Below are 20501 nucleotides of genomic sequence, written 5' to 3'. Positions count from 1 at the left end.
TGACCGTCAGGAGACTGACGCAACATCACGTTCTAGTTCGGTTACCATTCTGTCAATATGAGTTTTGAAACGCCTCTCAACCTCAATTGGCTCGATCTCGTAGGCGTCGTTCTCTCCAAGTACTTCAGACAGGTGTTTGCGCATTCTGTCAGTCGAGTACGCGTCGAAATCAGGAACGTAGCCGGCAGGGGAATTTTTAGGGTTCCGGATAGCCCAGTAGGTTCGCATGAAGGTTTTTGGCTCAAAGGTATTAGGCATGCGGAAGCGCTTATGAAATCGCCGCAGGGTCGCGTCCAGCCTTTTTACTAGGACCAAATCGTCCATCTGCCTAAAATAATGCATCCACCCTCGCGCTGAGCGCTTGTAGATGCACCCCGAGACGGTAACGTTCACGGTCCAGAGGCAGCGATTCAAAATCTGTTCGCGCTGCAGCGCTCCGTTCGACTCGGCTAGGTCTTTTTTGTACCGCGTGAAAGCGCGAGCTAGCGTTGACTCGACGTTGTAAATGCTGGACTTGCGGACCGATGTGTGTCCGCCGCCGAATAGATAGCCAAGGTAATCGAATCCATCACTGACGGCACCCACCGTTGATTTGCTGCCTAGTTCATTTACGGGATGGGTCTCAAGGCCAATGGTTGCGAATCTAGACCGGGCTTCCTCTGCTAGTTCGCTAGCCAGGTTTCGGTCACACAGAATCAAAACGTCATCGACGAATCGGAAGTAGTGCAGGTCAGTCCGAGATTTGAAGTAGGAATCGATAGGGTTTACGACAATCTCGGCCAGCACGTTCGATATGGACAGTCCCTGGGGAATCCCTACCAAGTTTGCTAGCTCTCGACGAGGCGAACGGTCAGCCACAGTTGGTGTACTAACGGCCCGAGAGAGGACGTCGATCAGCGAAGCAGTATGGATGCGCGTCGTGAGAGCCCGTTGAATCTCAGATAGAGGTATGGAGGGATAGAAGTTTTTGACGTCCAGCCGAACAAAAGAGTCGAACATGCCCTCACTTAGGGCTGTCGACACCTCGCGCACTCGAACCTGAGGTATAACGCCCGATGCTTCCGGAAAGACCCTAATTAGGGTCTGCGATAAGGCTTTGAGTGCAATTCGATCCCGCGCGGTGGGTATGGACAGCACTCGAGGCGCCTTGCCCGCCCCCTTCGATGCCAGCAGTTCTCGATACTGTGTGAACTCCTGCATGCCGGAGCGCAAGGAAAAACTTAACTGGCGGCAAAGAGGGTGCAATCCACTAAGTAGGTGCTCTCCAGCGAGACCATCACGCCCTCGGGCCCGGCTATCCGCGACGTGATGGTGATAGATCTCGCGCAGGTTCCTCTGTGTTGTAGCCGAACGGAACGCCTCGCTTGCGCTAATTCGCTCAAGTTCAGCCATCGAGAAGCCAGAGAATGTAGGGAGTAATGAATAAGGCGGCAGCCGCTACGGAAAGGTAGGGGGCGTACGTGAGTGCGGCTTGGCGGCCCGCAATGCGCTTATGACGCTTTTCTGAGGCGGCAGTCAACTGGACGGACGCGTCTCGAAGCAGAATGCGACTGTAATCGCCATCACTATGATTCTCTGATCCGTCAATAGCTGCGTAGTAGTCGGCAAAAACCACTCGATACTCTTCTTCGGTGGCCCGAGCGCCAGATCCCTCAAATTCTCGGCCTGAACCGATATCTTTTGGATTCTTTTGTAACTTTCTTCCATTCGCGCGCTGCGCGATCCATAATTCGCGCTTGAGATGACGAGCGATACTATTAGCATCAAGATTGACACCGAAACAATAAGCGAATCGCCTTTGGGTCCATAGATGTTGGAATCGCTAAGCAGTCCCACGGAGGCGATAACGGTACTTAGAGAAAGAGCGACGAGAGCGGTGTTCCAGGCGCTTCCGCGAGCACTCAAACGCTTGTGAGCCTCAAGTCGACCTTTGTAGGTGTCATATGACCGCTTGGCCAAATTGCTGATGGCCTCAAGCAAGCCCTCGGGTTGTAGCAGCGGTTCGGCTGCTGACCGTTTCCGGTCAAATAACAAATCAAGTCACCACCCGTGAAATCGAGTCTCCCGAAGGAACGGCTTGCGCCGCAGATTATCAGTTCTGCCCAATCGAGCAAGCAACCGAACCGCCAACGCTCACCCTACAGGCAAATCGTGGCCGTGTGAGTACTTCGGGTAACTTCGGCTGTCTTGCGCTGGGGCTGTGACGCTGACAACGCTGAGGGCAGCGCACAAGTGCGGACACAGTGACCGAGCTGCGGCCGCAGGAGACTCGACATCGGTCGCGCAGGCGCCGGCGTGCTGACCGCTGGTGGAGAGTCTTAGCCTGCGTCTCCATCTGCGTGACTACGGGTTCGCACGAGCTAGGAGGAGTGCGTACTCGTCCAGAGGAGCGAAGAGAGCGACAGTGGGGCGCCCAGTGTCTCCGCGAAGCTTCGGGACGAAGAGGCCGGCGAAGTAGTGGACGTGGCCACCCAGCGATGGCTTCCACCTATGTCGGTGATCGTTACGGGTTGACGGCAACTGCAACGGCAACACGACGGCAGCTGCCTCGCCCCACCCGCACGCCGGCGCTCTGTCAGCATAGGTTGGCCGCCCTCTGCGAACCTCCTCTCCGCTCTCTCTACTTCGTCAAGGGGGTGGTGCCGGCCTGCGGCACTGCGCGCCGGTTTCGGCCCCACCCAGCGCCTCAAGGACTGAACGGCATGCCCTCCGTTAGTTGCTTCATGGCTTCCTCGACCAATTCACGACGTTCGTCCAAAAATGCCTTGTAGTCGTTAGCCAAAAGCGGCGCTGACGGAATAGCGTGCGTCTTCAATCGGTAGAGAATCTCTTCGTCACCAAGGCTACTGGCCTCCGACCGTTCCTTCATGTACTGCAACGGCTCTTTGTCGCTGATGGTTCGATTTGTGCGCCATGTAATCAAGGCACAATTTAAAGCGAGCGAAGACGGAGTCTTTTCGCCCAACTTCTTGAGGTACCCTTCCGGGAAGACGTGATGGTACTCGCGCCGGCCCAGGCTGGCGGCGCTGACGCTTGAGCCGTCAGCCAAGTCAATTGCTGAGCCATAGAGGGACACAGCCAACACGCTCCGCGCCAGGCGGTCCCGCTTCTTTGGCCAAGCCGCCGTTGCTAGTTCATCGCTGGCGGGCAAGGGCAGGTTGAAGATGTCAACCTTATCGGCCGACCTCTTGCCGTGAAGCAGCTCTCCAAGCTCACGCACATCCTTAATCACTTGCGTATGAGCAGAGCTCTCGTACCTCTCAGTAAAGAACGCACGCCAGAGGTACTTCCGCAAGTTGGTGCGGGCAGCACCCACCGCATCTGGCTTCAAATCATTTGTTTGGGACCAAAGGGCAATGAGCGCCGGAACCGGCGTGACGATAGGCAAGCGCGCCGCATCGAACAAACGCTCCTGCTCCAAGAATTCGACGGCTTTGAGTGCTCCATCGACCAACAAGGGCCACTCATCCACGACTCGATTCCAGTTCAGATCTAGAATGCTGGGCCGGTCCGGAGTTTGATTCTGCATGAGCGCAGCAGTTCGCAAGACGATGTCTTGAACATCGCCATACCGACTCAAGCCCGCCACTGTCCCCGTAAGTGTGTCGAGTAGGTCATGAAGGGATGCGCCTACTGCCTCTTCAACATCGGTGGTCACGATATCGAAGGCACTGAGCGGCGTGTGGCCGGTGTTGATGCGAGTGAATACTTCTAGGACGGTTGCCTTCGACGTACCTACTGGAAGGGAAATTGCCGGCAAATTGAACGAGCTAACCTTACCTCGGAGCTTAGTCAACAATTCCATAAGCTCCATGCCTTGAGCGGCGTCACCGCTAGTCGCCGCCTTGATCCAATCCTGAAGTGGCGGCCCCCCAACCGTTTCCGGCAGCAAGAGTGTCGCCGGCACATAGCCCTTAGCAAGGCACTGCACAGGGTCATCAGCCCATAAGGGGTACTTCTTCCCCTCTTTGTAAGTGCGCTTAACTGCCGCAACTGCCCTGCCGCCGTAGTCTGTACTACTTTCCTCATTCAACAGGATGTAGTACGTCCGATCCTCATAGTCACCCGTAAGACTGCGCCAAAGCGCGGTAAGGCGCTGTTGCCCATCGAGAAGCAATTCATTGAGCCGCTCCTTTGATTCTGGAGCTCCCGCCAACTCGCGATGCTTGAAGGGCGGGTTATCACCGACCTCAAGAACCGTTACAGCGCCGGCGGGGAGGTCATTGATGATGCTCTCCAGGAGAGCCTTGACCTGGCCGTAACCCCATGCTTCAAAGCGCTGGAACCGGGGCAGTTGGACTTGTCCACTCCGAAGTCTAGGTAACCAGTCAGCGACCGAGCGATTGCGGGCGTCCATGTGTGCGTCCCTTCGTTATGCACCGAAGTACGAGAGCTTGAGGCATCTAGAGTGGAAGTCAAGAATAAAGCAAGTGCACATTGGCCACTACTTGCGCACTTTTGAGCGGAAATTGCTGAGCCAAACAGCGCGTCGGGGCTTCAGTAGATCAGTGGCCAACGGCCTTTAGCTTCGGACGAGGCCACGCCGAGCTCACTTCGTCCATCCGCTTCGCGCTGGGGCTTGCCGCCCCCAAGGAGGGCACGGTAGTCGGCTCAACACTGAACGTAAGTTCTCCAAGCACCCCTAAGGGAAGTCCCGTCTCGCTCGACATTTCTTTGATTACAGCACCACGTCCGCTAGCCGCAAAGACCTTTTGGAAGAGAAGCGATCTTTCGCGCTCCATGCCCGCCGGCTCACCCGTCCTATAACCCAAGCGCCCCAAGGCAATAATATTACTTCTATAGGACCAATCGGACAGCAACCCAAGCGCATGCAGCCGATAGGCCATGGCCATGGCCGCAACACGCCAATACGATTTTTCTTGCAGTATTCGATCCAAGGTGATGCTCGAACGCACGCGACGGTTAATTCCTGTCGCTGGGATTAGGAAGCTTGAAGCAAATTCATTGGCTTCTCGCTCAATGTCACGTCCGTTGAGCCGGGTGGTATCTCGATGCAGCACGAGATGTCCCAGCTCGTGAGCCGCGTCGAACCGACCCCGCTCGGCGCTCTTCTGCAGGTTTAGTAGCACGAACGGTTCGTCATTACGCCAGAACGCAAAGGCATCAAGGTGCTCACCGAGTGGCGGCAGCGAGAACACTGCCACGCCCTTTGACTCCAACAGATGCACCATGTTGGGTGCAGGAGCATGACGGTCCAAACCCCAGCGCGAACGAACGTAGTCTGCGGCAAGGGCGGGTTCCATGTCCTGCTCGATATAGGGCACATCGACCGACGGAACTTTGAAATTCGACAGCACGTAGTCCCGTACTTCGACAGCAAGTTGGGCGGAACATATCGCCATGCCTCGAACACGCGACGCCATCTTAGTTCGCGCACGGAAAGAGACTTCATCCGCTGTTATGTCAGAGACAGGGCCTAGACGAAAGAAGCTTTCCGGAAGCGTCAAGGCGCCCGCAATGCGGCCCAACGTCTCTTCACTAGGACTTTGACGCCCCGCCTCATAATTGTGAATGCTTTGCGGTGTAACATCCACGAGCCGAGCAAGGGCCGATGCCGTGAGCCCGGCGCGCTTTCTAGCAAGAACTAGGCGCGATGGCTCGATCAATTTCACTCCCCACTTACAGAGGGTCAACCGGAAAGTTAACTTCGGTCTCTCCGCCACGGATTTCCTCAGGCCCAATAGGATACGCGGAGATCAAGTTCCGCTCGAGCCAAGACTTCACATACCCGTCTCCTTGCCGTGGGCGAGGCAATGAAATCTCATGGCGAATCTGCATGGTGTGCAGATCAAAATGCATGAGGTAGACATAGACCTGTAGCTTTTCCAATAGCTGACTGATCTCCTCGCTCCGCCTCTCGTAATCCGAGCGGAGAGCCTCGAAGGAGACGCTCGAGCCAAGCACATCCTGACCAGGACGACGGTTACCCTGGATCAACCGGTGCGTAACCCCGCCCTTGGGGTACTTCGTCGAAGGCGCCTGTCCCTTGACGACAGTGCCCGTCAGCTCATCGCCAGAGGTGAACAGCATGGCCCGTCCGAGATCCTCGTTGATGAAGACGGGAAGATTCAGGACGTCATCACGCAGGTATCCAACATCTTCGAGCTGGTCAGTCAGCTCTGAGAGCCCGCCCTGGTAGGCGTAGGTCCCAGGCCCATTGGCTGAGCCGCGCGAAGGTGCACTCCGGTACTCGACGAGTGCCGCCGCACAGACCTGATGGCACATCTCGGTGGTGAGACGGAATGGCGACAGACGCCTCCGCTCAGATTCCCGCCTCGCGCGGTCCTCCTGCTGACGCTGCCATTCGTCATCGCGCCCACCTTGCGAATCACTGACCGTCATGCACACTCCCGAGCTTATGAGATCGGCACCTCACTTGAGGTACCAAAACCATAAGTGCTCGTTGGTCCGGGGGCAAGCAGACACGCCGCCAAGCTCAGGCGGCTGCGGGCGCCTGTCGCAGGCACCCCCCTTCCCCCATCAGAGCAGTCGCCGCCGACACGGACTCCACGTGCGTGATCGACACCGTGACGTCAGTCTGATCAGCGGACGGCGACGCTGCTGACCTGACACTCGCTCGACGCACCGCGGGTGACATCCGTTGCCAGACAGGCCTTCTTACCCATCAGCGGACCAGCAGGTGCCCGTAGTCGGGCAAGTCGATGGCGTCGGCGGGGCGGGAGGCGAAGCGGTCGCCGAGGGTCCGCAGCGGCCGGGTCGAGATGACCCTGACGGCCGCGGCGAAGGCCGCGACGCCGAACCGGGTCACGGGCGTCGCGAGCCGGGGGCCGAAGGGCGGGAGCTTCTGGGCCTGCTCGACGAAGGGGCGCATCCGCCGCTCGTAGGCGGCGAAGGCGTCGGTGTGGTCCTCGCGGGCGGCCAGCTCCCCCGCCAGCACGTACGCGCCGGTGAGCGCGAGCGTCGTGCTCATGCCGCTCAGCGGGGACGCGCAGTGCGCGGCGTCGCCCACCAGCACCGCCCGCCCCCGCGACCACTGCGGCGCCTTCACCTGGCCCAGGTGCTCGAAGTACAGGTCCTCGGCCGCGTCGAGCCCGTCCAGGACCCGCGCGGTCTCCCAGCCGGCGTCGGCGAACTCGGCCCGCAGGTGCGCGACCTGCTGGGACCGGCTGCGGCGCGGGGCGTTCGCGGCGACGGCCGCGGGCACGAGCGAGGACAGCACGGCGCGGATGCCGCCGTAGGGGTCCGGCCGGAGCTGCACGGAGCGGCCGCGGCCCGGGTTGTACCAGCGCCACCAGTCGTCGTCCTGCGCGGTCCGCGCGATGGTGAAGTACGAGGACTCCAGCCCGATGTACCGCACGCCGGAGCGGAAGCCGAGCACCTCCCGCGTGCCGGAGGACAGGCCGTCGGCCGCGACGACCACGTCGGCCCGGCGGGTCTGACCCGACTCCAGGTGCACCGTGGCGCGCTCGGGCGTTCCCCGTGCGCCCGGGTCGTCGACGGCGACGACGCGGTCGCCGTACACGAACTCGACCTGACCCGCGGTCGGTTCGACGAGGACGCGGGACAGGTCACCGCGCAGGATCTCGAGCTCAGCGGTGGCGCCGTCGACGCGGCTGCCGTCGGCGGGGAACGCGCCCACGACGCGGCCGCCCGGGCCGATGAAGGAGGCGCCGACCTCCCCCGTGCGCAGCGCCGCGACGGCGTCCCGGACGCCCATGCGCTCGAGGACCACGGCGCCCACGCCGCGGACGTCGATGTTCTGCCCCGCCGTGCGGGGGGCAGGGGCGCGCTCGACGACGGTGACGTCCCAGCCGTAGCGGGACAGCCAGTGGGCGAGGGCGGGGCCGGCGATGCTCGCGCCGGCGATGAGGGCGGTGCGGGAGGAGGGCATGGCAGGACCATAAACTCGGTTGTCAATCCGTGCAACTAATGAGCGGAGGTGAGAGGCTGACGCCGATCACGCGGGTCGGTGCGGCGGAGTCGGTCGCGCCCGAGAGGACGGGGGTGGTCAGGTGGCCGCGGAGGACGCGCAGGTGCACGAGCTGATGGAGCTGCTGCAGCGGATGTCGGTGCGCCAGCAGCGCTTCGAGCGGGCCGTGGCGGACGGACTGGGCATCGACCGCACGAGCCTGGACGTCGTCTACCAGCTCATCGCCCGCGGCCCGAGCACGCCCACCGAGGTCGCGAGGGCCGTGGGGATCTCGACCGCGGCGACGACGCAGGCGCTCAAGCGGCTCGACGGCGCCGGCCACCTGCAGCGCACGCAGCACGCCTCCGACCGGCGCAAGGTCGTGGTCTCCGCGGCCGAGGCGACGGCCGCGGAGGCCGACCGCCGCTTCCGCCCCCTCCTCGACGCGGTCGAGGAACTGCTCGGCGGCGCCACCGCCGAGGACCTGGAGCGGATCGCGTGGTTCCTGCGGTCGATGGCCGACCTCTACGGCGCGGAGGAGGACCGGCAGCGCCGCGCGACGTCAGGCGGCTGAGACCCGTTGTCCTGCAGGCGAGCGCGCTCCGAGGCTCCCGTCACGACCCGGTCGTGACGGCCCGGCGCACCGCGGCCGCGAGGGCTTCGCGGCGACGGTCGTGCACCGCCGCCGCCTCGTCCGGCCCCGCGGCGAGCAGGATGCTCGCCGGGCTCCACGTCGTCGCCATCCCCACGACGAGGGACAGGACGTCGCCGGGGTCGAGCGCCGGGTCGACGTGGCCGTCGCGCTGGGCGGCCGCGACGACCGCCACCTTGGGAGCGCCGTGGTCGACGCCGTCCGCGAACAGGTCCCCCACCGGGTGCCGTTCGAGCCGGGACCAGGTCGCGAGGCGGACCACCTCGGGGTGCGCGAGGTAGGCGTCGTACAGGGCGACCGCGTACCCGGGCAGGTCGGCCCCGTCCAGCGGTGCGGCGTCGACGATCAGCTCGAAGTGCTCGGCCAGGACGGCGTCGAACAGGCCGTCCTTGCTGCCGAAGAAGCCGTACATCTGCGCCTTGTTGGAGCGCGCGGCCGCCGCGATGCGGTCGACGCGCGCCCCCGCGATCCCGTGGGCCGCGAACTCCGCCGTCGCCGCCTCCAGCAGCCGTCGTCGTGTCGCTCCTGCATCCCGCACCGCCACAGCCTAGCCGCTACCAACCGGTTGGTTGCTCCATACCCCGAGGCAGGTTATCGTCGGGCTACCAACCAGTTGGTTGCCTCACCGAGAACCTCAGGAGCAGACCCGTGCGCACCACGACCGCGTACCGAGCCCCGGCCCCCGGCGTCCCCCTGGAGCGCGCGGAGATCGTCCGCCGCGACCTGCGCCCCGACGACCTCGCCGTGGCGGTCACGCACTGCGGGGTGTGCCACAGCGACCTGCACGCCCTGCGCGACCCCGCAGGCACGTTCCCCCTGGTGCCCGGCCACGAGTTCGTCGGCCACGTCAGCGCGACGGGGTCGGCGGTGCGCGGGTTCGCGGTCGGCGACCCGGTCGCGGTGGGCAACATCGTCGACTCCTGCGGGACGTGCGACATGTGCGCGGTCGAGCAGGAGAACTACTGCCGCCGCTTCCCGACCCTCACCTACGGCGGACCCGACCGGCACGACGGCACGCTCACGCAGGGCGCCTTCGCGGGCGAGTACGTGGTGCGGGAACGGTTCGCCCACCACCGCCCCGCCCACCTGGATCCGGCCGGCGTCGCCCCGCTGATGTGCGCCGGCGTGACGGTGTGGGAACCCTTGCGGCGCTGGGGCGTCGGGCCCGGCACCCGGGTCGGCGTCGTCGGGCTCGGCGGGCTGGGGCACCTGGCGGTCAAGCTCGCCGCCGCCCTGGGCGCCGACGTGACCGCCGTGACGACGTCCGCCGCGAAGGCCGCCGACGCCCGCCGGCTGGGGGCCCAGCGCACCCTCGTCTCCGCCGACCCGGCCGCGATGGCGGCCGCCGAGGGTTCGTGCGACCTGGTCCTGGACTGCGTCCCGGCGCCGCACGACCTGGCTCCCCTGCTGCGGCTGCTGGCCCTCGACGGGACCCTGTGCTCGCTCGGGCACCTGGGCACGACGACGGTCGAGACCCTCGACCTGCTGGTCGGGCGGAAGTCGCTCGCCTCCGCGGGCAGCGGTGGGCACCGCGGGACGCAGGACCTGCTGGACTTCGCCGGTCGCCACGGCATCACGGCCGACGTCGAGGTCCTCCCGTCAGCGGAGGTGAACACCGCCCTGCGACGCCTGGCGGCGGGGGACGTGCGCTACCGCTTCACCCTCGACCTCTCCGACCTGCCGGCGCCCGGCACGCCCCGGGGCACGGTCGGCTGAGGAGGTCGCGGCGGCAGCGCAAGGGGTCCGCGACCGCTGAGACGACTCCCCCGCGTCGCTGTGGACGCCGGCTAGCGCAGCAGCTTCGCCGTCTCCTTCGAGGCCTTGCGGATGCCGCCCCGCTCGTCGAGCCACCCGCCGGCGATCCCGACGACGGGCAGCTTGCCGATCGCCCGCGTGAGCAGGCTGCCGCGGGGGCGCTCGTCGAGCAGGCCCTGCACGCCGAACAGGGCGCGGGCGAGCTGCCACACCGTGCGGGCGGCCCGCTGGGCCCCCGCGAGGGCGCCGTCCTCCGCGGGCGCCTGGTCGCGCGCGAGCTCCTGCTCCAGCTCCTCGTCGCCGGGGACGGGCGCGGGCGGCAGCTCGCGCTCGAACAGCACCCGGGCCAGCAGCGGCACCCAGTCGGCCGGGGCCGTGCGTCCGTGCTCGCGGGCGGTCGCGCAGACGGCCAGGCCGGCCGCGGAGGCACCGAGGGCGGCCTGCAGCGGGATCCGGTCGCTCAGGGCGCCGGCGAAGCGGGGGGTCGCGGCGGCGAGGCCCGCGCTGATGCCGATGCGCGTCACCCACCAGTCGACGCGCTTCTGCACCGGCTGGCCGCCCCAGCCCGCCGACGCGGGGGTGACGTCACCCAGGGCGCGGTCCTTCAGGGCGTCGAACGCCTTGCGGGGGAAGGGCGCGGACGGCGGCGGGTCCTCGTCGAGGCCCAGCCACCGCTGCGGGTCGGTCAGCACGTGGGCGACCATCCCGGCGTAGACGCCCAGGGCGCGGCTGATCTGGGCGTCGGTGACGGCGGGGCTCCTGGCCACGGCGTGCTCCCTCGTGGTCGTGTCGTCGCGGACCGGACGTCGGCGCGCGGGTCAGCGTAGGGGCGCCGGTGGGCGCGCGCCCGCGGCGGCCGCCGTCGGGTCCAGGACGAGGCGCTGGACGGGCGCGGCGAGCAGCGACGGCCCGCGCCGCAGGACGGGGTCGCGGTGCCGGCGCAACCGGCCGGGCGGCCGCGGGCCGCGTCGTCCCCCCTCGTGCCAGCCGTCCAGCGCGGCGGCACTGCGCCGCAGCACCTCCACGGCCGCCACGGGGTCGAGGAGGTCCGCGTCCCCGCCACCCCCACCGCTGCGTCCCAGGTGCTCCCGCAGGAGTCGCAGCCGGAGGTCGCGGGCGAACACCCGGGCCCCGTCGCCCAGGCCCGCGGGGTCGACGGGCTCGCGGTGGTCGACGTCCTGGTCGAGCACGGCGACGGACAGCTCGGAGTCGTGGCTCGTGGAGCGGCGGTTGAGGTTGTCGCTGCGCACGCAGGCCCACACGTCGTCGACGACGGTGACCTTGGCGTGCACGTAGATCGGCTCTCCCCGCTCGTTCTCGAGGTCGAACACCGAGACCCGGTCGCCGCCGGCGGCGCGCAGGACGCGCAGCGCACGCACCTGCCCGTGCAGCAGGGGAACCGCCGCGACGCCACCCCGCTTCGGGTGCCGCGGCACGAGCACGACCAGGTGCAGCCCGGGCGTGCGGCGCAGCGCCGCCGCGAACGGCCGCACGGCCTCCTCCGACCAGAGGAACTGCTCCTCCAGGTAGACCAGCCGCCGGGCCCGGCGCAGCGCCTTGGCGTGGCCGGCGGCGATGCTCCGCTCCCCGTCGGGCGCGAACGGGTACCGGGGTCGGCGCGGGGGGTACGTCCGCAGCAGCTGCACCGCCGCGGCGGACGGTCCGGCCGTCGTGACCGAGGGGGGCCGCGGCCCCTCGGCGGGCGTGGTGGCGGGGCCGTGGACGACGCGGCGCAGCGTCCGCCGCACCACGTCGGAGACCACCTGCCACGGCAGCAGGGACAGCGGCGCGGGGTCCTCCCACCGTTCCCGGAACACCGTCTCGACGTCGGCCACGGCCGGTCCGCGGACCTCGGTGTGCACGTCGTGCCAGGACGGGTGCCGGCCGTAGCGGCCGCCGAAGGACATGCGCTGCCGGTCCCCGCGGTGGTCGGCGTCGTCGCGGCGGCTGTGCGCGAGGTCGAGGCTGCCCACGAAGGCCACGTCGTCGTGGGGCCGGTCGGCGTGGCGGACGACGACGAACTTCTGGTGGTGGCTGCCGAGGCTGCGCACGCGCTGGTCCAGCAGCACCTCCGCGCCGCCGCGCACCCGCTGGGCGAGGTGGCGGTTGCGGGACGGCACGAGGCGCTGCCAGTCCCAGGGGGACCTCCACACCAGGCCCTCGACGACCGCGCCGCGACGGGCGGCGGCCGTCAGCGCGTCCGCGATGGTGGGCCCGTCGTCGGTGAGCCGCTCGTCGGGGTCACCCTGCCAGTCCGCGAAGAGCACGCGGTCGCCGCGGCCCGCGTCCGCCAGCGCGGCGGCGAGCGTCCCGAGGTACTCCGCGCCGTCGACGAGCGCCCGCACGCGGTTCCCGGTGCTCCAGGCCGGCAACCGCGTGGCGTCGTTCCCCCGCTCGCGGGCGGTGAGGAACCAGTGGGCGGCGCGGTCTCGCCCCACGCTCACCGCACCACGCTCATCGCCTCGGGTGCGCACGGGACGAGGACCCCGGCACCGGCGGAGCGGGCGCCGCCGACCGGCGGGTGTGCGCGCGGGAGCGGTCTGGGGCGAGGGACACGGGGGCGGACCTTCCGCGGGGTGCGTCGGCGGGGGTCTCCACTCGCGCACCACCGTGCCACGTCGCGCGCGGCCCGGCTACTCGCGCCCGTCGCCCGGTCCCCTCACGGCCGCGCGGCCTCCGCCGGCGTCCGGTCGAGGAGCCCGCCACCGGAGTTCCCGACCGGCCCCGCAGCGGTCAGGGTCAGGGTGAACCACGCGGCACCCGAGGCGGCCGCGCGGTGGGTGAGGTCGCCGCCGCCCGCGACCGCGAGGGCGCGGGCCACCCCGAGGCCCAGCCCCGTGCGCCCCTCGTGCGTCCCGGCGGACCGGCCGGAGCGGGCGAAGAGCTGCGGGACGTGCTGCGGCGCAACGCCGTCGCCCGCGTCCACCACCTCCACCGCGACCTCCTCGCCCCGGCGGCGCGCGAGGACCCGCACGGGTGGGCGGCCGTGCTCCAGCGCGTTGCGCAGCAGCGTCGAGACGATCCGCTCGACGTGCCCGCGGTCGGCGAGCACGGTGACGTCCTGCACGGCTGCGGTGTCCACCGCGCCGGCGTCGGCCCCGAGGCGGTCGAGGAGGTCGGCCACGAGGGCCGGGACGTGCACGCGCTCGGGACCGGGGACGGGGTAACCCCGGTCCAGCCGGGCCGTGGTGAGGATGTCGTCGAGCAGGTCGTCCGCCCACTGCCCGGCCCGCCGGATGCGCGTCAGGTGGTGCCGCTTCTCCTCCTCGGACAGCTCGTGCCACGTGTCCAGCAGCAGCGCAGCCAGTTCCGTCGTGGTGGACAGCGGCTGCCGCAGGTCCCGGTCCAGGCTCGCCACGAGGTCGTCGCCGGCGCGCGCCGCGAGCCCGAGCTGCTCGCGGGTCGCGGCCAGCGCCGCCTGGTCGCGCACCCGACCCGACAGGTCGCGCACGATCGTCAGCGTGGCGTCACCCGCCTCCGCGAGCCGGACGGTGCTGGCCTCGACCGGCACCGTGCTCCCGTCCGGGCGGCGCAGGGCCGTCACCACGGGGCCGGCCGACCCCGCTCGCGGCTCCTTGCGGGCCGTCCACGCCTCGTGCTCGCCGTCCGGCACCAGCAGCAGCGACGTCGGCAGCCGCAGGAGCGTCGCGCTGCTGCGGCCGCTGAGCCGGGCGAAGGCGTCGTTGACGTAGGTGACCTGCTCGCCGTGCTCGACCAGGACGCCCTCGCCCAGGTCGCTCAGGGCGCGCAGCAGGCGGGCGTAGACGTCGCGCTGACGGCGCAGGGTGTCCTCCGCGGCGACGCGGGCGCTGACGTCGACCAGCTGGCTCGCCGCGTGCAGGGGCCGGCCGTCCTCGTCGCGCACGACGACGGTGCTGACCTGGCTGTGCACGGTGCGCCCGTCGCGGTGCCGGTGACGCACGAGACCGGTGGCGGCCTGCTCCTCGCCGTCGAGGACGGCCCGCACCGCGGTCCGGCGCGCCGGGAGGTCGTCGGGGTGGATGAACCGGGCCCAGTCGCGGCCCACCACCTCCTCGGGCGTCCTCCCGAGCACCGCGGCCCCGGCCGCGTTGATGCGCAGGACGGTGCCGTCGAGGGCGAGGTGGACGTTGCCGACGAGCGAGGCCTCGAACGCCCGCTGCAGCTCCGCCTCGCTGCGGCGCAGCGCCTCACGCTGCCGCGTCTCGCGCGTGACGTCGCGGAACACCGCGACGGCACCGCGCGGGCCGTCGGCCCCCGGCAGCGGACGTGCGGAGATCGACAGCACCGCACCCGCCGGGCACAGCTCGTTGCGCACCACCATGACCATGTCGTCGACGGGGTCACCGCTCATCGCCCGGACCAGCGGGAGTTCCTCCCGGGCCACGGGGCGCGCGCCGTCGGCGTGGAAGTAGCCGTAGTCGGGGCCCCAGGCGGACGTCCCCCCGGGCCCCGGCACGAGGAGCATGCGCTGCACGGCGGCGTTGTTGAGCCGGATCTCACCGTCGCGGTCCAGGACCCGGATGCCGTCGCTCACGTTGTCGAAGATCAGCTGCAGGAGTTCCGCCTGCTCGGCGGCCTCGCGGCGCGCGGCCTCGAGCGCGCGCTGTGCCTGCCGCTGGGCGGTGACGTCGGTCATGGCCACGACGGCGCCCAGGGGGGTGCCGTCGGCCCGCGTCATGCGGCGACCCGAGCACGTCACGATGATCGGCGGCCGGCCGCTCGGCGCGATGACGATCTCCGCGCCCGCGAAGGTGCGGTGGCGCAGGACCATCGCGAGGGGGACCCGCGAGGGCGCCAGCGGCGTGACCCCGTCGGCGTCGAACAGGTCGTAGCGGCCGGCGTGCTCGGCCGGGTCGAGGTCCGCGTCGGCGTCGAGCCCGTGGAACTCCTGCGCGGCCCGGTTGAACATCAGCAGGCGTCCGTCGGCGCCCGCCACCACGATGCCGACGTCGACGGACTCCAGCACCGCCTGCGCGAGTTCCCCGCGCGCCTCGGCGTCGGCGGCGGCGGCCTCCGCGCGCTCCTGCTGCTGCTCCGCGCGGGCCTGGGCCGCAGCCGCTTCCGCGGCCAGCCGCCGGCTGACCGCGGCGACGTCGGCCATCCGGGCCAGCAGCGCGTCGCGCTCGTCGCGGCCCAGGGCGAGGGCCAGGCCGACCGCCGTCAGCACGCCGACGTAGACCTGCACCACGACGGCGCGGGTGGGGTCGTCGACGACGAGCGCGAACGGACCCTGACCGGCGAGCGTCAGCAGCACGGCCGCCGTGCCGACGACCAGCCCGTGCACGAGGACGACGGTGGTGTCGAAGCGCAGCGCCACCCACGCGGTCAGCGCGATGAGGGGGAACACGACGGGGAGCCCGTCGAGGACGCCGAACACCAGGCCGTAGCCGAGCACCGAGCAGACGAGGACGGCGGTGGACTCCACGGCCCGCCACCCGCGCGGCCACCCCCGCGGCCGGCTGCGGCCCGCGGCGAGGAGGTACCCGATCCGGAACGCCGTGCCCGCGATCAGCAGGATGCTCACGGTGTTCCGGGTCATCCAGACCACCGCGCTCAGCCAGGACCAGGTGCCGGTGACCGCCCACACCGCCGTGGGACCCACGAGGGCACCGGCGCCGGTCGCCAGGGTGGCGGCGGTGACCAGGCGCATCAGCTGCGCGGCACCCGTGAGCGGTGCCAGCCCGCCCGCACCCCACGCGTCCGGGCACCACCGCCGGAACAGGGCCTCGAACACGAGGACCTGCACGACGTTGGCCAGGACGAACGCGCCCCCGAGCACCGCGGGCGCCCCGGTCACGACGTTGAGGGTGAAGGTGGCCGCGGCCAGCAGCCCGAGGTCGAGGACGCGCGTGCCGGCGCTGCGCTGCACGCAGAACCAGACGACGGCCACCCCGGCCGCCGGCCACACGAGGCTGAGGCTGGTCCCGTCCATCACCGTCAGCCGGCCCAGGAGGACCGCCGCGCTGAACACCGCGGCGAAACCCGCGCTGCGCAGCACCGCCGCCGCGCTCACGCGCCGACCCCGCTCACCGCGGCCGTGTGCACGACGGTGACGTCGCGCCCGGACTGCTTACCGCCGTAGAGCGCCTGGTCGGCGCGCGCGATGACGTCGGCGGCCTGCAGCCCCGGCGCCCACTGCGCGATCCCGACCGTGCAGGTCTGCCCGTGCGGCACCACGGCCCGGATCCGGTCGGCCACCTCCCGGGCGTCGGCGGCGACGCAGTTCGGCAGCGCGACGACGAACTCCTCGCCGCCCCAGCGCGCGAGGGTGTCGATGCCGCGCAGGCAGGAGGTCGCCGCCGTCGCGAACTCCCGCAGGAGGGCGTCCCCGGCGAGGTGGCCGTGCGTGTCGTTGTAGCGCTTGAAGTGGTCGAGGTCGACGAGTGCCAGGGTCAGCGGCGCACCGGTGCGCTCGGCGCGCTGGATCTCCCCGGCCACGGCGGCGTCCCAGCGGCGGCGGTTGGCGAGGCCGGTGAGGGCGTCGACCTCGGCGGCCTCGGCCAGCTGCCGCAGGAGTTCCGCGCGCTCGATGGCGTGCGCGGCCTCGCCCGACAGCGTCTGCAGGACGGGCAGGACGTGCGGGGGCGGCGACGTGAGCGGGGTCGTGAAGAAGACGCCGAGCACGCCGACGCAGCGACCGCCGGCGAGGACCACCGGCTGCCAGACGCCCGAGCGGGCGGCGGAGCCCGTGTCCGCGACGAAAACCGTCTGCCCGGAGGCGAAGACGTCCGCGCAGGGGGCCGGCACGTCGACCGAGGACGCGCCGGCCGGGAGGGGCAGGCCGGCCCGGGCACTGGTCCGCAGGCGGCCGTCGGCGTCGGGTTCGAGCAGGACGGCGGCGTCGGCACCGGTGAGCCCCAGCACGGCGTCGCAGACGGCCGCGCGGGGTTCCTCGGCGCTGGACAGCGCGCGCGAGGCCTGCGCCAGCGCCTCGACCCGGGTGGCGTGCGCGGCCAGCGCGTCGTGCGCCTCGGCGAGCGCCGCCTCGCGGACGCGGGCCCGGGTGACGTCGTTCATGGCGACGACGGCGCCCAGGAGCGTGCCGTCGGGGCGGTGCATGGTGCGGCCCGAGCACACGACCGTGCGCCGGGGCTGCCCGTGCGGGGCGATGACCATCTCCAGGCCGTCCACCGACCCGTCCCGCAGCGCGCGGTGGACCGGCACGTCCGCCGGCGCCAGCGGGGTCACGCCGTCCGCCGCGAACAGCGCGTACACCCCCGCGTGGTCGGCGGGGTCCACGCCCGCGTCGGCGTCCAGCCCGTGCCACGCCCGCGCGGTCCGGTTCAGCATGCTCAGCCGGCCGTCGGGCCCGACGACCGCGAGACCGACGTCGACCGTCTCGGCGATGACCTCGCTCAGCTCCCAGCGCTCCTCGGCCTCACCCATCACGACGGCCATGAGCTCCCGGGCCTCGGCCGCCTCCTGCGCCTGCCGTTCGGCGGAGCGGGCCTGCCGGCGGCGCTCGAAGAGGCTGACGAGGACGCCGGCCAGGTCCCGCAGCACCGCGGTCTGCGCGTCGGTGAGCCGCCCCGGGACGGTGTCGAAGACGCAGAGCGAGCCGAGCGCGTGACCGCCCGGGCTGACGAGCGGCGTCGAGGCGTAGAAGCGCACGGCCGCCAGCCGGCCGTCCACCCACGGGTTGCCGGCGAAGCGGGCGTCCCGGCCGGCGTCGGGGACGACGACGGTCTCACCGTCGAGGAAGTGCAGGGCGCACATGGAGTCCTCGCGGGCGGAGTCGCTGCCCTCGAAGCCGACGGTGGTGAGCTGGCACTGGCGGTGCTCGTCGATGAGGTTGAGGGTCGCGTGCGGCACCCCGGCCACCAGGGCGGCGGCGCGGACGACCGCGGTCAGCTCGTCGTCGACGGGGGCGTCGAGCAGCCGGTACTCGTGCAGGACGGCCAGCCGGGCCGCCTCCTGCGGCGGTGCCGTGACCCCCACGGGGCGCGTCCGGTGCAGGCCCGGGACCTCCACGGGTGCACCGGCCGCCTCGGCCGCGACGGCGAGCCAGTCGTCCTTGTCCACCCTCCCCCATCGGGACGCCCGGGGCGGCACTTGAGAGAACAACCGCCGCGGACCGGTCCTGGGGCCTTCAGCTCGAGGCCCCCGCCGTCGATGACCCGCCATGGCTCATCGGTCGCCCCCGCCCGGACGCGTCGGCGCGCTGCTGCGCGACGCGTGGGTCGTCGCGCGGCAGATGCTCACGGTGTCGGCGCTGCTGACGGTGGGCTGGTACGCGATCGTCGCGGCCGGCGGGCCGGAGCAACCGCTGCTGCCGCAGCTGCTCGCGTGGTCGCTCGCGACGTCGATGTCCGCCCGGCCGGTCGTCGCGCTGCTGAACCGCGGCAGCACCGCGGGGCGCCCCGTCCTGCGCCTGGTGCTCGTGGGCGTGCTGAGCGCCGCCGGGGTCGCCAGCTCCGCCCTGCCCAGCCTCTACCCCGTCATCATCGCCGGCACGTCGCTCATCACGCTGCCTCGCTCGCCGGGTCGGCGCACCGAGGCCGCGGCCGCGGTCGTCATGGTGGGGGGCTCGGTCGCCCTCCTCGCCGGCGTGCAGGCGGGCGTCGTCCCCACGGCGCTGCCCGTGGGCGCGGGCACCACGGTGGGCGGCGCCCTCGTCATCGCGGGCCTGGTCTTCCTGCGCTACGCGGGCGCCCTGTCGACCGAGCTCGCCGCGAGCCGCACGGCCCTGGCGGCGGAGCAGCACCTGCGGGTGGAGCAGCTGCACGAGGCGTCGACGCACGACCCCCTGACGGGCCTGCTGAACCGGGCAGGCCTCGAGGAGGTCGTGCCCGACGCCCTCGCGGAGGGCGCTCCCGGCCACGGGACGGCCCTGCTCTACCTGGACCTGGACGCCTTCAAGCCCGTCAACGACACGCACGGCCACCCCGTCGGGGACGCCCTCCTCGTCGGCGTCGCCCAGCGCCTGCGGACCGTCGTGCGCCCGGGCGACCACGTCGCCCGCGTGGGCGGCGACGAGTTCGTGCTGCTGCTGCGCGCGGTCGCCGACGAGGCCGACGTCGCCGCCGTGGCCTGGCGGGCCCGGCAGGTCGTGGGCGAGCCGGTGGCCGTCGGGGAGGTCCGCGTCGTGGTCGGCGTCAGCGCCGGGTGGGCGGTGTCGCACGACGCCTCGACCGCGTGGGAGTCGCTCGTCGTGCGGGCCGACCAGGCGATGTACGACGCGAAGCGGGCCCGTGCCGCCGCACCCCCCTCAGCCGCGGGCGCGGTCCAGGACGTGGGTGCGGAACCGCTCGGCGGCGGGCAGCAGCCGGCGCTGCGGTGACCAGGCCAGCCCGATCTCCCGGGTCGCCGCGGGGTCGCTGATCGCCACCGTGCGCACGCCCGCCTCCGCCGGCACGGCCGTCCCCGCGACCGCGACGGGCACGACCGCCACGCCGAGACCCGCGGCGACGAACCCGCGCACGGTCGGCAGGTCCCCGCACTCGTGGGCGACGACGGGCCGGAAGCCGGCGGCCGCGCAGAGGTCGTCGAACCGGCCGCGCAGCTCCGAGGTGGCCGGGAGGACGACGAAGGGCAGCGCGGCCGCCTCGGAGAAGGCCACCGAGCGGCGGCCCGCGAGCGCGTGGTCCCGGCCCACCGCGAGGTGCAGGGGCTGCCGCAGCAGGCGCTGCCAGCGCAGGGCGCCCGCGGCCGGGCGGACCGTGGTCAGCTCCAGGTCCACGTCGCCGTCCGCCCGCACGGCGCCGACGACCTCGTCGCGCAGCGGCCGCAGGTCGAAGCGCACCTGCGGGTGCCCGACCTGGAAGGTGGCGAGCAGCTCGGGGACGAGCCAGGACCCCAGCGAGGGCTGGAACGACAGGGTCACGGTGCCCGTCTCGGGGTCGAGCACCTGGTCGACGGCGGCGAGCCCGTCGTCGAGGGCGTGCAGCACGACGTCGACGTGGTGCTTGAACGCCGCTCCGGCCCGGGTCATCCGCAGCGAGCGCCCGGAACGGCGCAGCAGCGGGGTGCCCACCTCGTCCTCCAGCCGGGCCAGCGCGCGGGAGACGCCCGACTGGCTGACGCGCTCGAGCGCGCTCACGTCCGTGACGCTCGTCCCGTCCGCGACCTGCTGGAACCAGCGCAGCACCGTCGTGTCCACCGCAGGAGTCTGCGGCATGAGTCGGCGTCATGGGAAGCATGCCCGACATTCATTGGACGCATGGGGACCGCCGCCGGAGACTGGAGCCATGCCCACCACGACGAGCACCCCGACGGCCCCCT

The 20501-nt window shown here is 70.3% G+C and carries 15 protein-coding genes and 2 pseudogenes; 3 read left to right on the top strand and 14 right to left on the bottom strand.

All coding sequences use genetic code 11. The annotated features are described in order from the left end of the window. Positions 1-6: 6 nt before the first annotated feature. From GTR02_RS03045 to GTR02_RS03020, 8 genes and pseudogenes are all read right to left on the bottom strand, one after another. Positions 7-1392 (bottom strand): RNA-directed DNA polymerase, encoded by a 1386-nt coding sequence (locus GTR02_RS03045; protein WP_166606007.1) that lies wholly within the window; start codon positions 1390-1392, stop codon positions 7-9. After that, positions 1385-1675: a hypothetical protein gene (locus tag GTR02_RS24865; RefSeq protein ID WP_420814683.1), complete on the bottom strand. Its 291-nt coding sequence runs from the start codon at positions 1673-1675 to the stop codon at positions 1385-1387. Before GTR02_RS24865 ends, GTR02_RS03045 begins: the two co-directional genes overlap by 8 nt. Beyond that, positions 1663-1959: pseudogene (locus GTR02_RS24860) on the bottom strand (SLATT domain-containing protein); the annotation flags it as partial. The pseudogene GTR02_RS24860 and the gene GTR02_RS24865, both read right to left, overlap by 13 nt. A 727-nt stretch (positions 1960-2686) precedes the next feature. Then, positions 2687-4357 (bottom strand): DUF262 domain-containing protein, encoded by a 1671-nt coding sequence (locus GTR02_RS03035; protein WP_166606005.1) that lies wholly within the window; start codon positions 4355-4357, stop codon positions 2687-2689. 148 nt (positions 4358-4505) lie between these two features. Then, positions 4506-5318 carry an ImmA/IrrE family metallo-endopeptidase gene (locus GTR02_RS03030; RefSeq protein ID WP_338073545.1) on the bottom strand — a complete coding sequence of 271 codons (813 nt, stop codon included), beginning with the start codon at positions 5316-5318 and terminating at the stop codon, positions 4506-4508. Between the two features lie 144 nt (positions 5319-5462). After that, positions 5463-5633 (bottom strand): annotated as a pseudogene (locus GTR02_RS24855) (helix-turn-helix transcriptional regulator); the annotation flags it as partial. A 7-nt stretch (positions 5634-5640) separates the two neighbouring features. Then, positions 5641-6363, bottom strand: a complete 723-nt coding sequence (locus GTR02_RS03025; RefSeq protein ID WP_166606003.1) for a hypothetical protein — start codon at positions 6361-6363, stop codon at positions 5641-5643. Between the two features lie 283 nt (positions 6364-6646). Next, positions 6647-7873 carry an FAD-dependent monooxygenase gene (locus tag GTR02_RS03020; protein WP_166606002.1) on the bottom strand — a complete coding sequence of 409 codons (1227 nt, stop codon included), beginning with the start codon at positions 7871-7873 and terminating at the stop codon, positions 6647-6649. A 121-nt stretch (positions 7874-7994) separates the two neighbouring features. On the opposite strand from GTR02_RS03020, the gene GTR02_RS03015 reads away from it, so the two are divergent. Continuing rightward, positions 7995-8465, top strand: a complete 471-nt coding sequence (locus tag GTR02_RS03015; protein ID WP_166606001.1) for a MarR family transcriptional regulator — start codon at positions 7995-7997, stop codon at positions 8463-8465. Positions 8466-8505: 40 nt separating this feature from the next. On the opposite strand, the gene GTR02_RS03010 is transcribed toward GTR02_RS03015, so the two are convergent. Beyond that, complete coding sequence (locus GTR02_RS03010) at positions 8506-9081, bottom strand: TetR family transcriptional regulator (RefSeq protein ID WP_166606000.1); 576 nt, start codon at positions 9079-9081, stop codon at positions 8506-8508. Positions 9082-9191: 110 nt separating this feature from the next. On the opposite strand from GTR02_RS03010, the gene GTR02_RS03005 reads away from it, so the two are divergent. Further along, entirely contained in the window at positions 9192-10259 is a 1068-nt protein-coding gene (locus tag GTR02_RS03005) for an alcohol dehydrogenase catalytic domain-containing protein (protein WP_166605999.1), read from the top strand. Between the two features lie 71 nt (positions 10260-10330). On the opposite strand, the gene GTR02_RS03000 is transcribed toward GTR02_RS03005, so the two are convergent. From GTR02_RS03000 to GTR02_RS24135, 4 genes are all read right to left on the bottom strand, one after another. Further along, positions 10331-11065, bottom strand: coding sequence for a hypothetical protein (locus GTR02_RS03000; protein ID WP_166605998.1), 735 nt, complete (start codon positions 11063-11065; stop codon positions 10331-10333). Between the two features lie 51 nt (positions 11066-11116). Further along, complete coding sequence (locus GTR02_RS02995; protein ID WP_205708537.1) at positions 11117-12742, bottom strand: phospholipase D family protein; 1626 nt, start codon at positions 12740-12742, stop codon at positions 11117-11119. A 215-nt stretch (positions 12743-12957) separates the two neighbouring features. After that, the gene (locus GTR02_RS02990) at positions 12958-16293 is read right to left on the bottom strand and encodes a PAS domain S-box protein (protein ID WP_166605997.1); all 3336 of its coding nucleotides are present in this window, start codon (positions 16291-16293) and stop codon (positions 12958-12960) included. Then, the gene (locus tag GTR02_RS24135) at positions 16290-18302 is read right to left on the bottom strand and encodes a diguanylate cyclase domain-containing protein (RefSeq protein ID WP_166605996.1); all 2013 of its coding nucleotides are present in this window, start codon (positions 18300-18302) and stop codon (positions 16290-16292) included. Before GTR02_RS24135 ends, GTR02_RS02990 begins: the two co-directional genes overlap by 4 nt. Positions 18303-18402: 100 nt before the next feature. Here GTR02_RS24135 and GTR02_RS02980 point away from each other — a divergent pair, with 100 nt between their 5' ends. Beyond that, the gene (locus GTR02_RS02980) at positions 18403-19560 is read left to right on the top strand and encodes a GGDEF domain-containing protein (RefSeq protein WP_166605995.1); all 1158 of its coding nucleotides are present in this window, start codon (positions 18403-18405) and stop codon (positions 19558-19560) included. Here the strand turns inward: GTR02_RS02980 and GTR02_RS02975 are convergent. Beyond that, positions 19489-20379 (bottom strand): LysR substrate-binding domain-containing protein, encoded by an 891-nt coding sequence (locus GTR02_RS02975; RefSeq protein WP_166605994.1) that lies wholly within the window; start codon positions 20377-20379, stop codon positions 19489-19491. The genes GTR02_RS02980 and GTR02_RS02975 overlap by 72 nt on opposite strands. Between the last annotated feature and the right edge of the window lie 122 nt (positions 20380-20501).

Origin of the sequence: Kineococcus siccus (assembly GCF_009906795.1) — a bacterium.
Taxonomy (GTDB): domain Bacteria; phylum Actinomycetota; class Actinomycetes; order Actinomycetales; family Kineococcaceae; genus Kineococcus; species Kineococcus siccus.
The sequence above is the reverse complement of the archived record's forward strand: the minus strand, read 5'-3'. Positions and strand labels throughout refer to the sequence as shown.

What these genes read in the sequence shown, in the direction of transcription:
- GTR02_RS03045 (WP_166606007.1), bottom strand. Translation starts at nt 1,392, where the DNA reads ATGGCTGAACTTGAGCGAATTAGCGCAAGCGAGGCGTTCCGTTCGGCT.
- GTR02_RS03035 (WP_166606005.1), bottom strand. Translation starts at nt 4,357, where the DNA reads ATGGACGCCCGCAATCGCTCGGTCGCTGACTGGTTACCTAGACTTCGG.
- GTR02_RS03025 (WP_166606003.1), bottom strand. Translation starts at nt 6,363, where the DNA reads ATGACGGTCAGTGATTCGCAAGGTGGGCGCGATGACGAATGGCAGCGT.
- GTR02_RS03020 (WP_166606002.1), bottom strand. Translation starts at nt 7,873, where the DNA reads ATGCCCTCCTCCCGCACCGCCCTCATCGCCGGCGCGAGCATCGCCGGC.
- GTR02_RS02980 (WP_166605995.1), top strand. Translation starts at nt 18,403, where the DNA reads ATGGCTCATCGGTCGCCCCCGCCCGGACGCGTCGGCGCGCTGCTGCGC.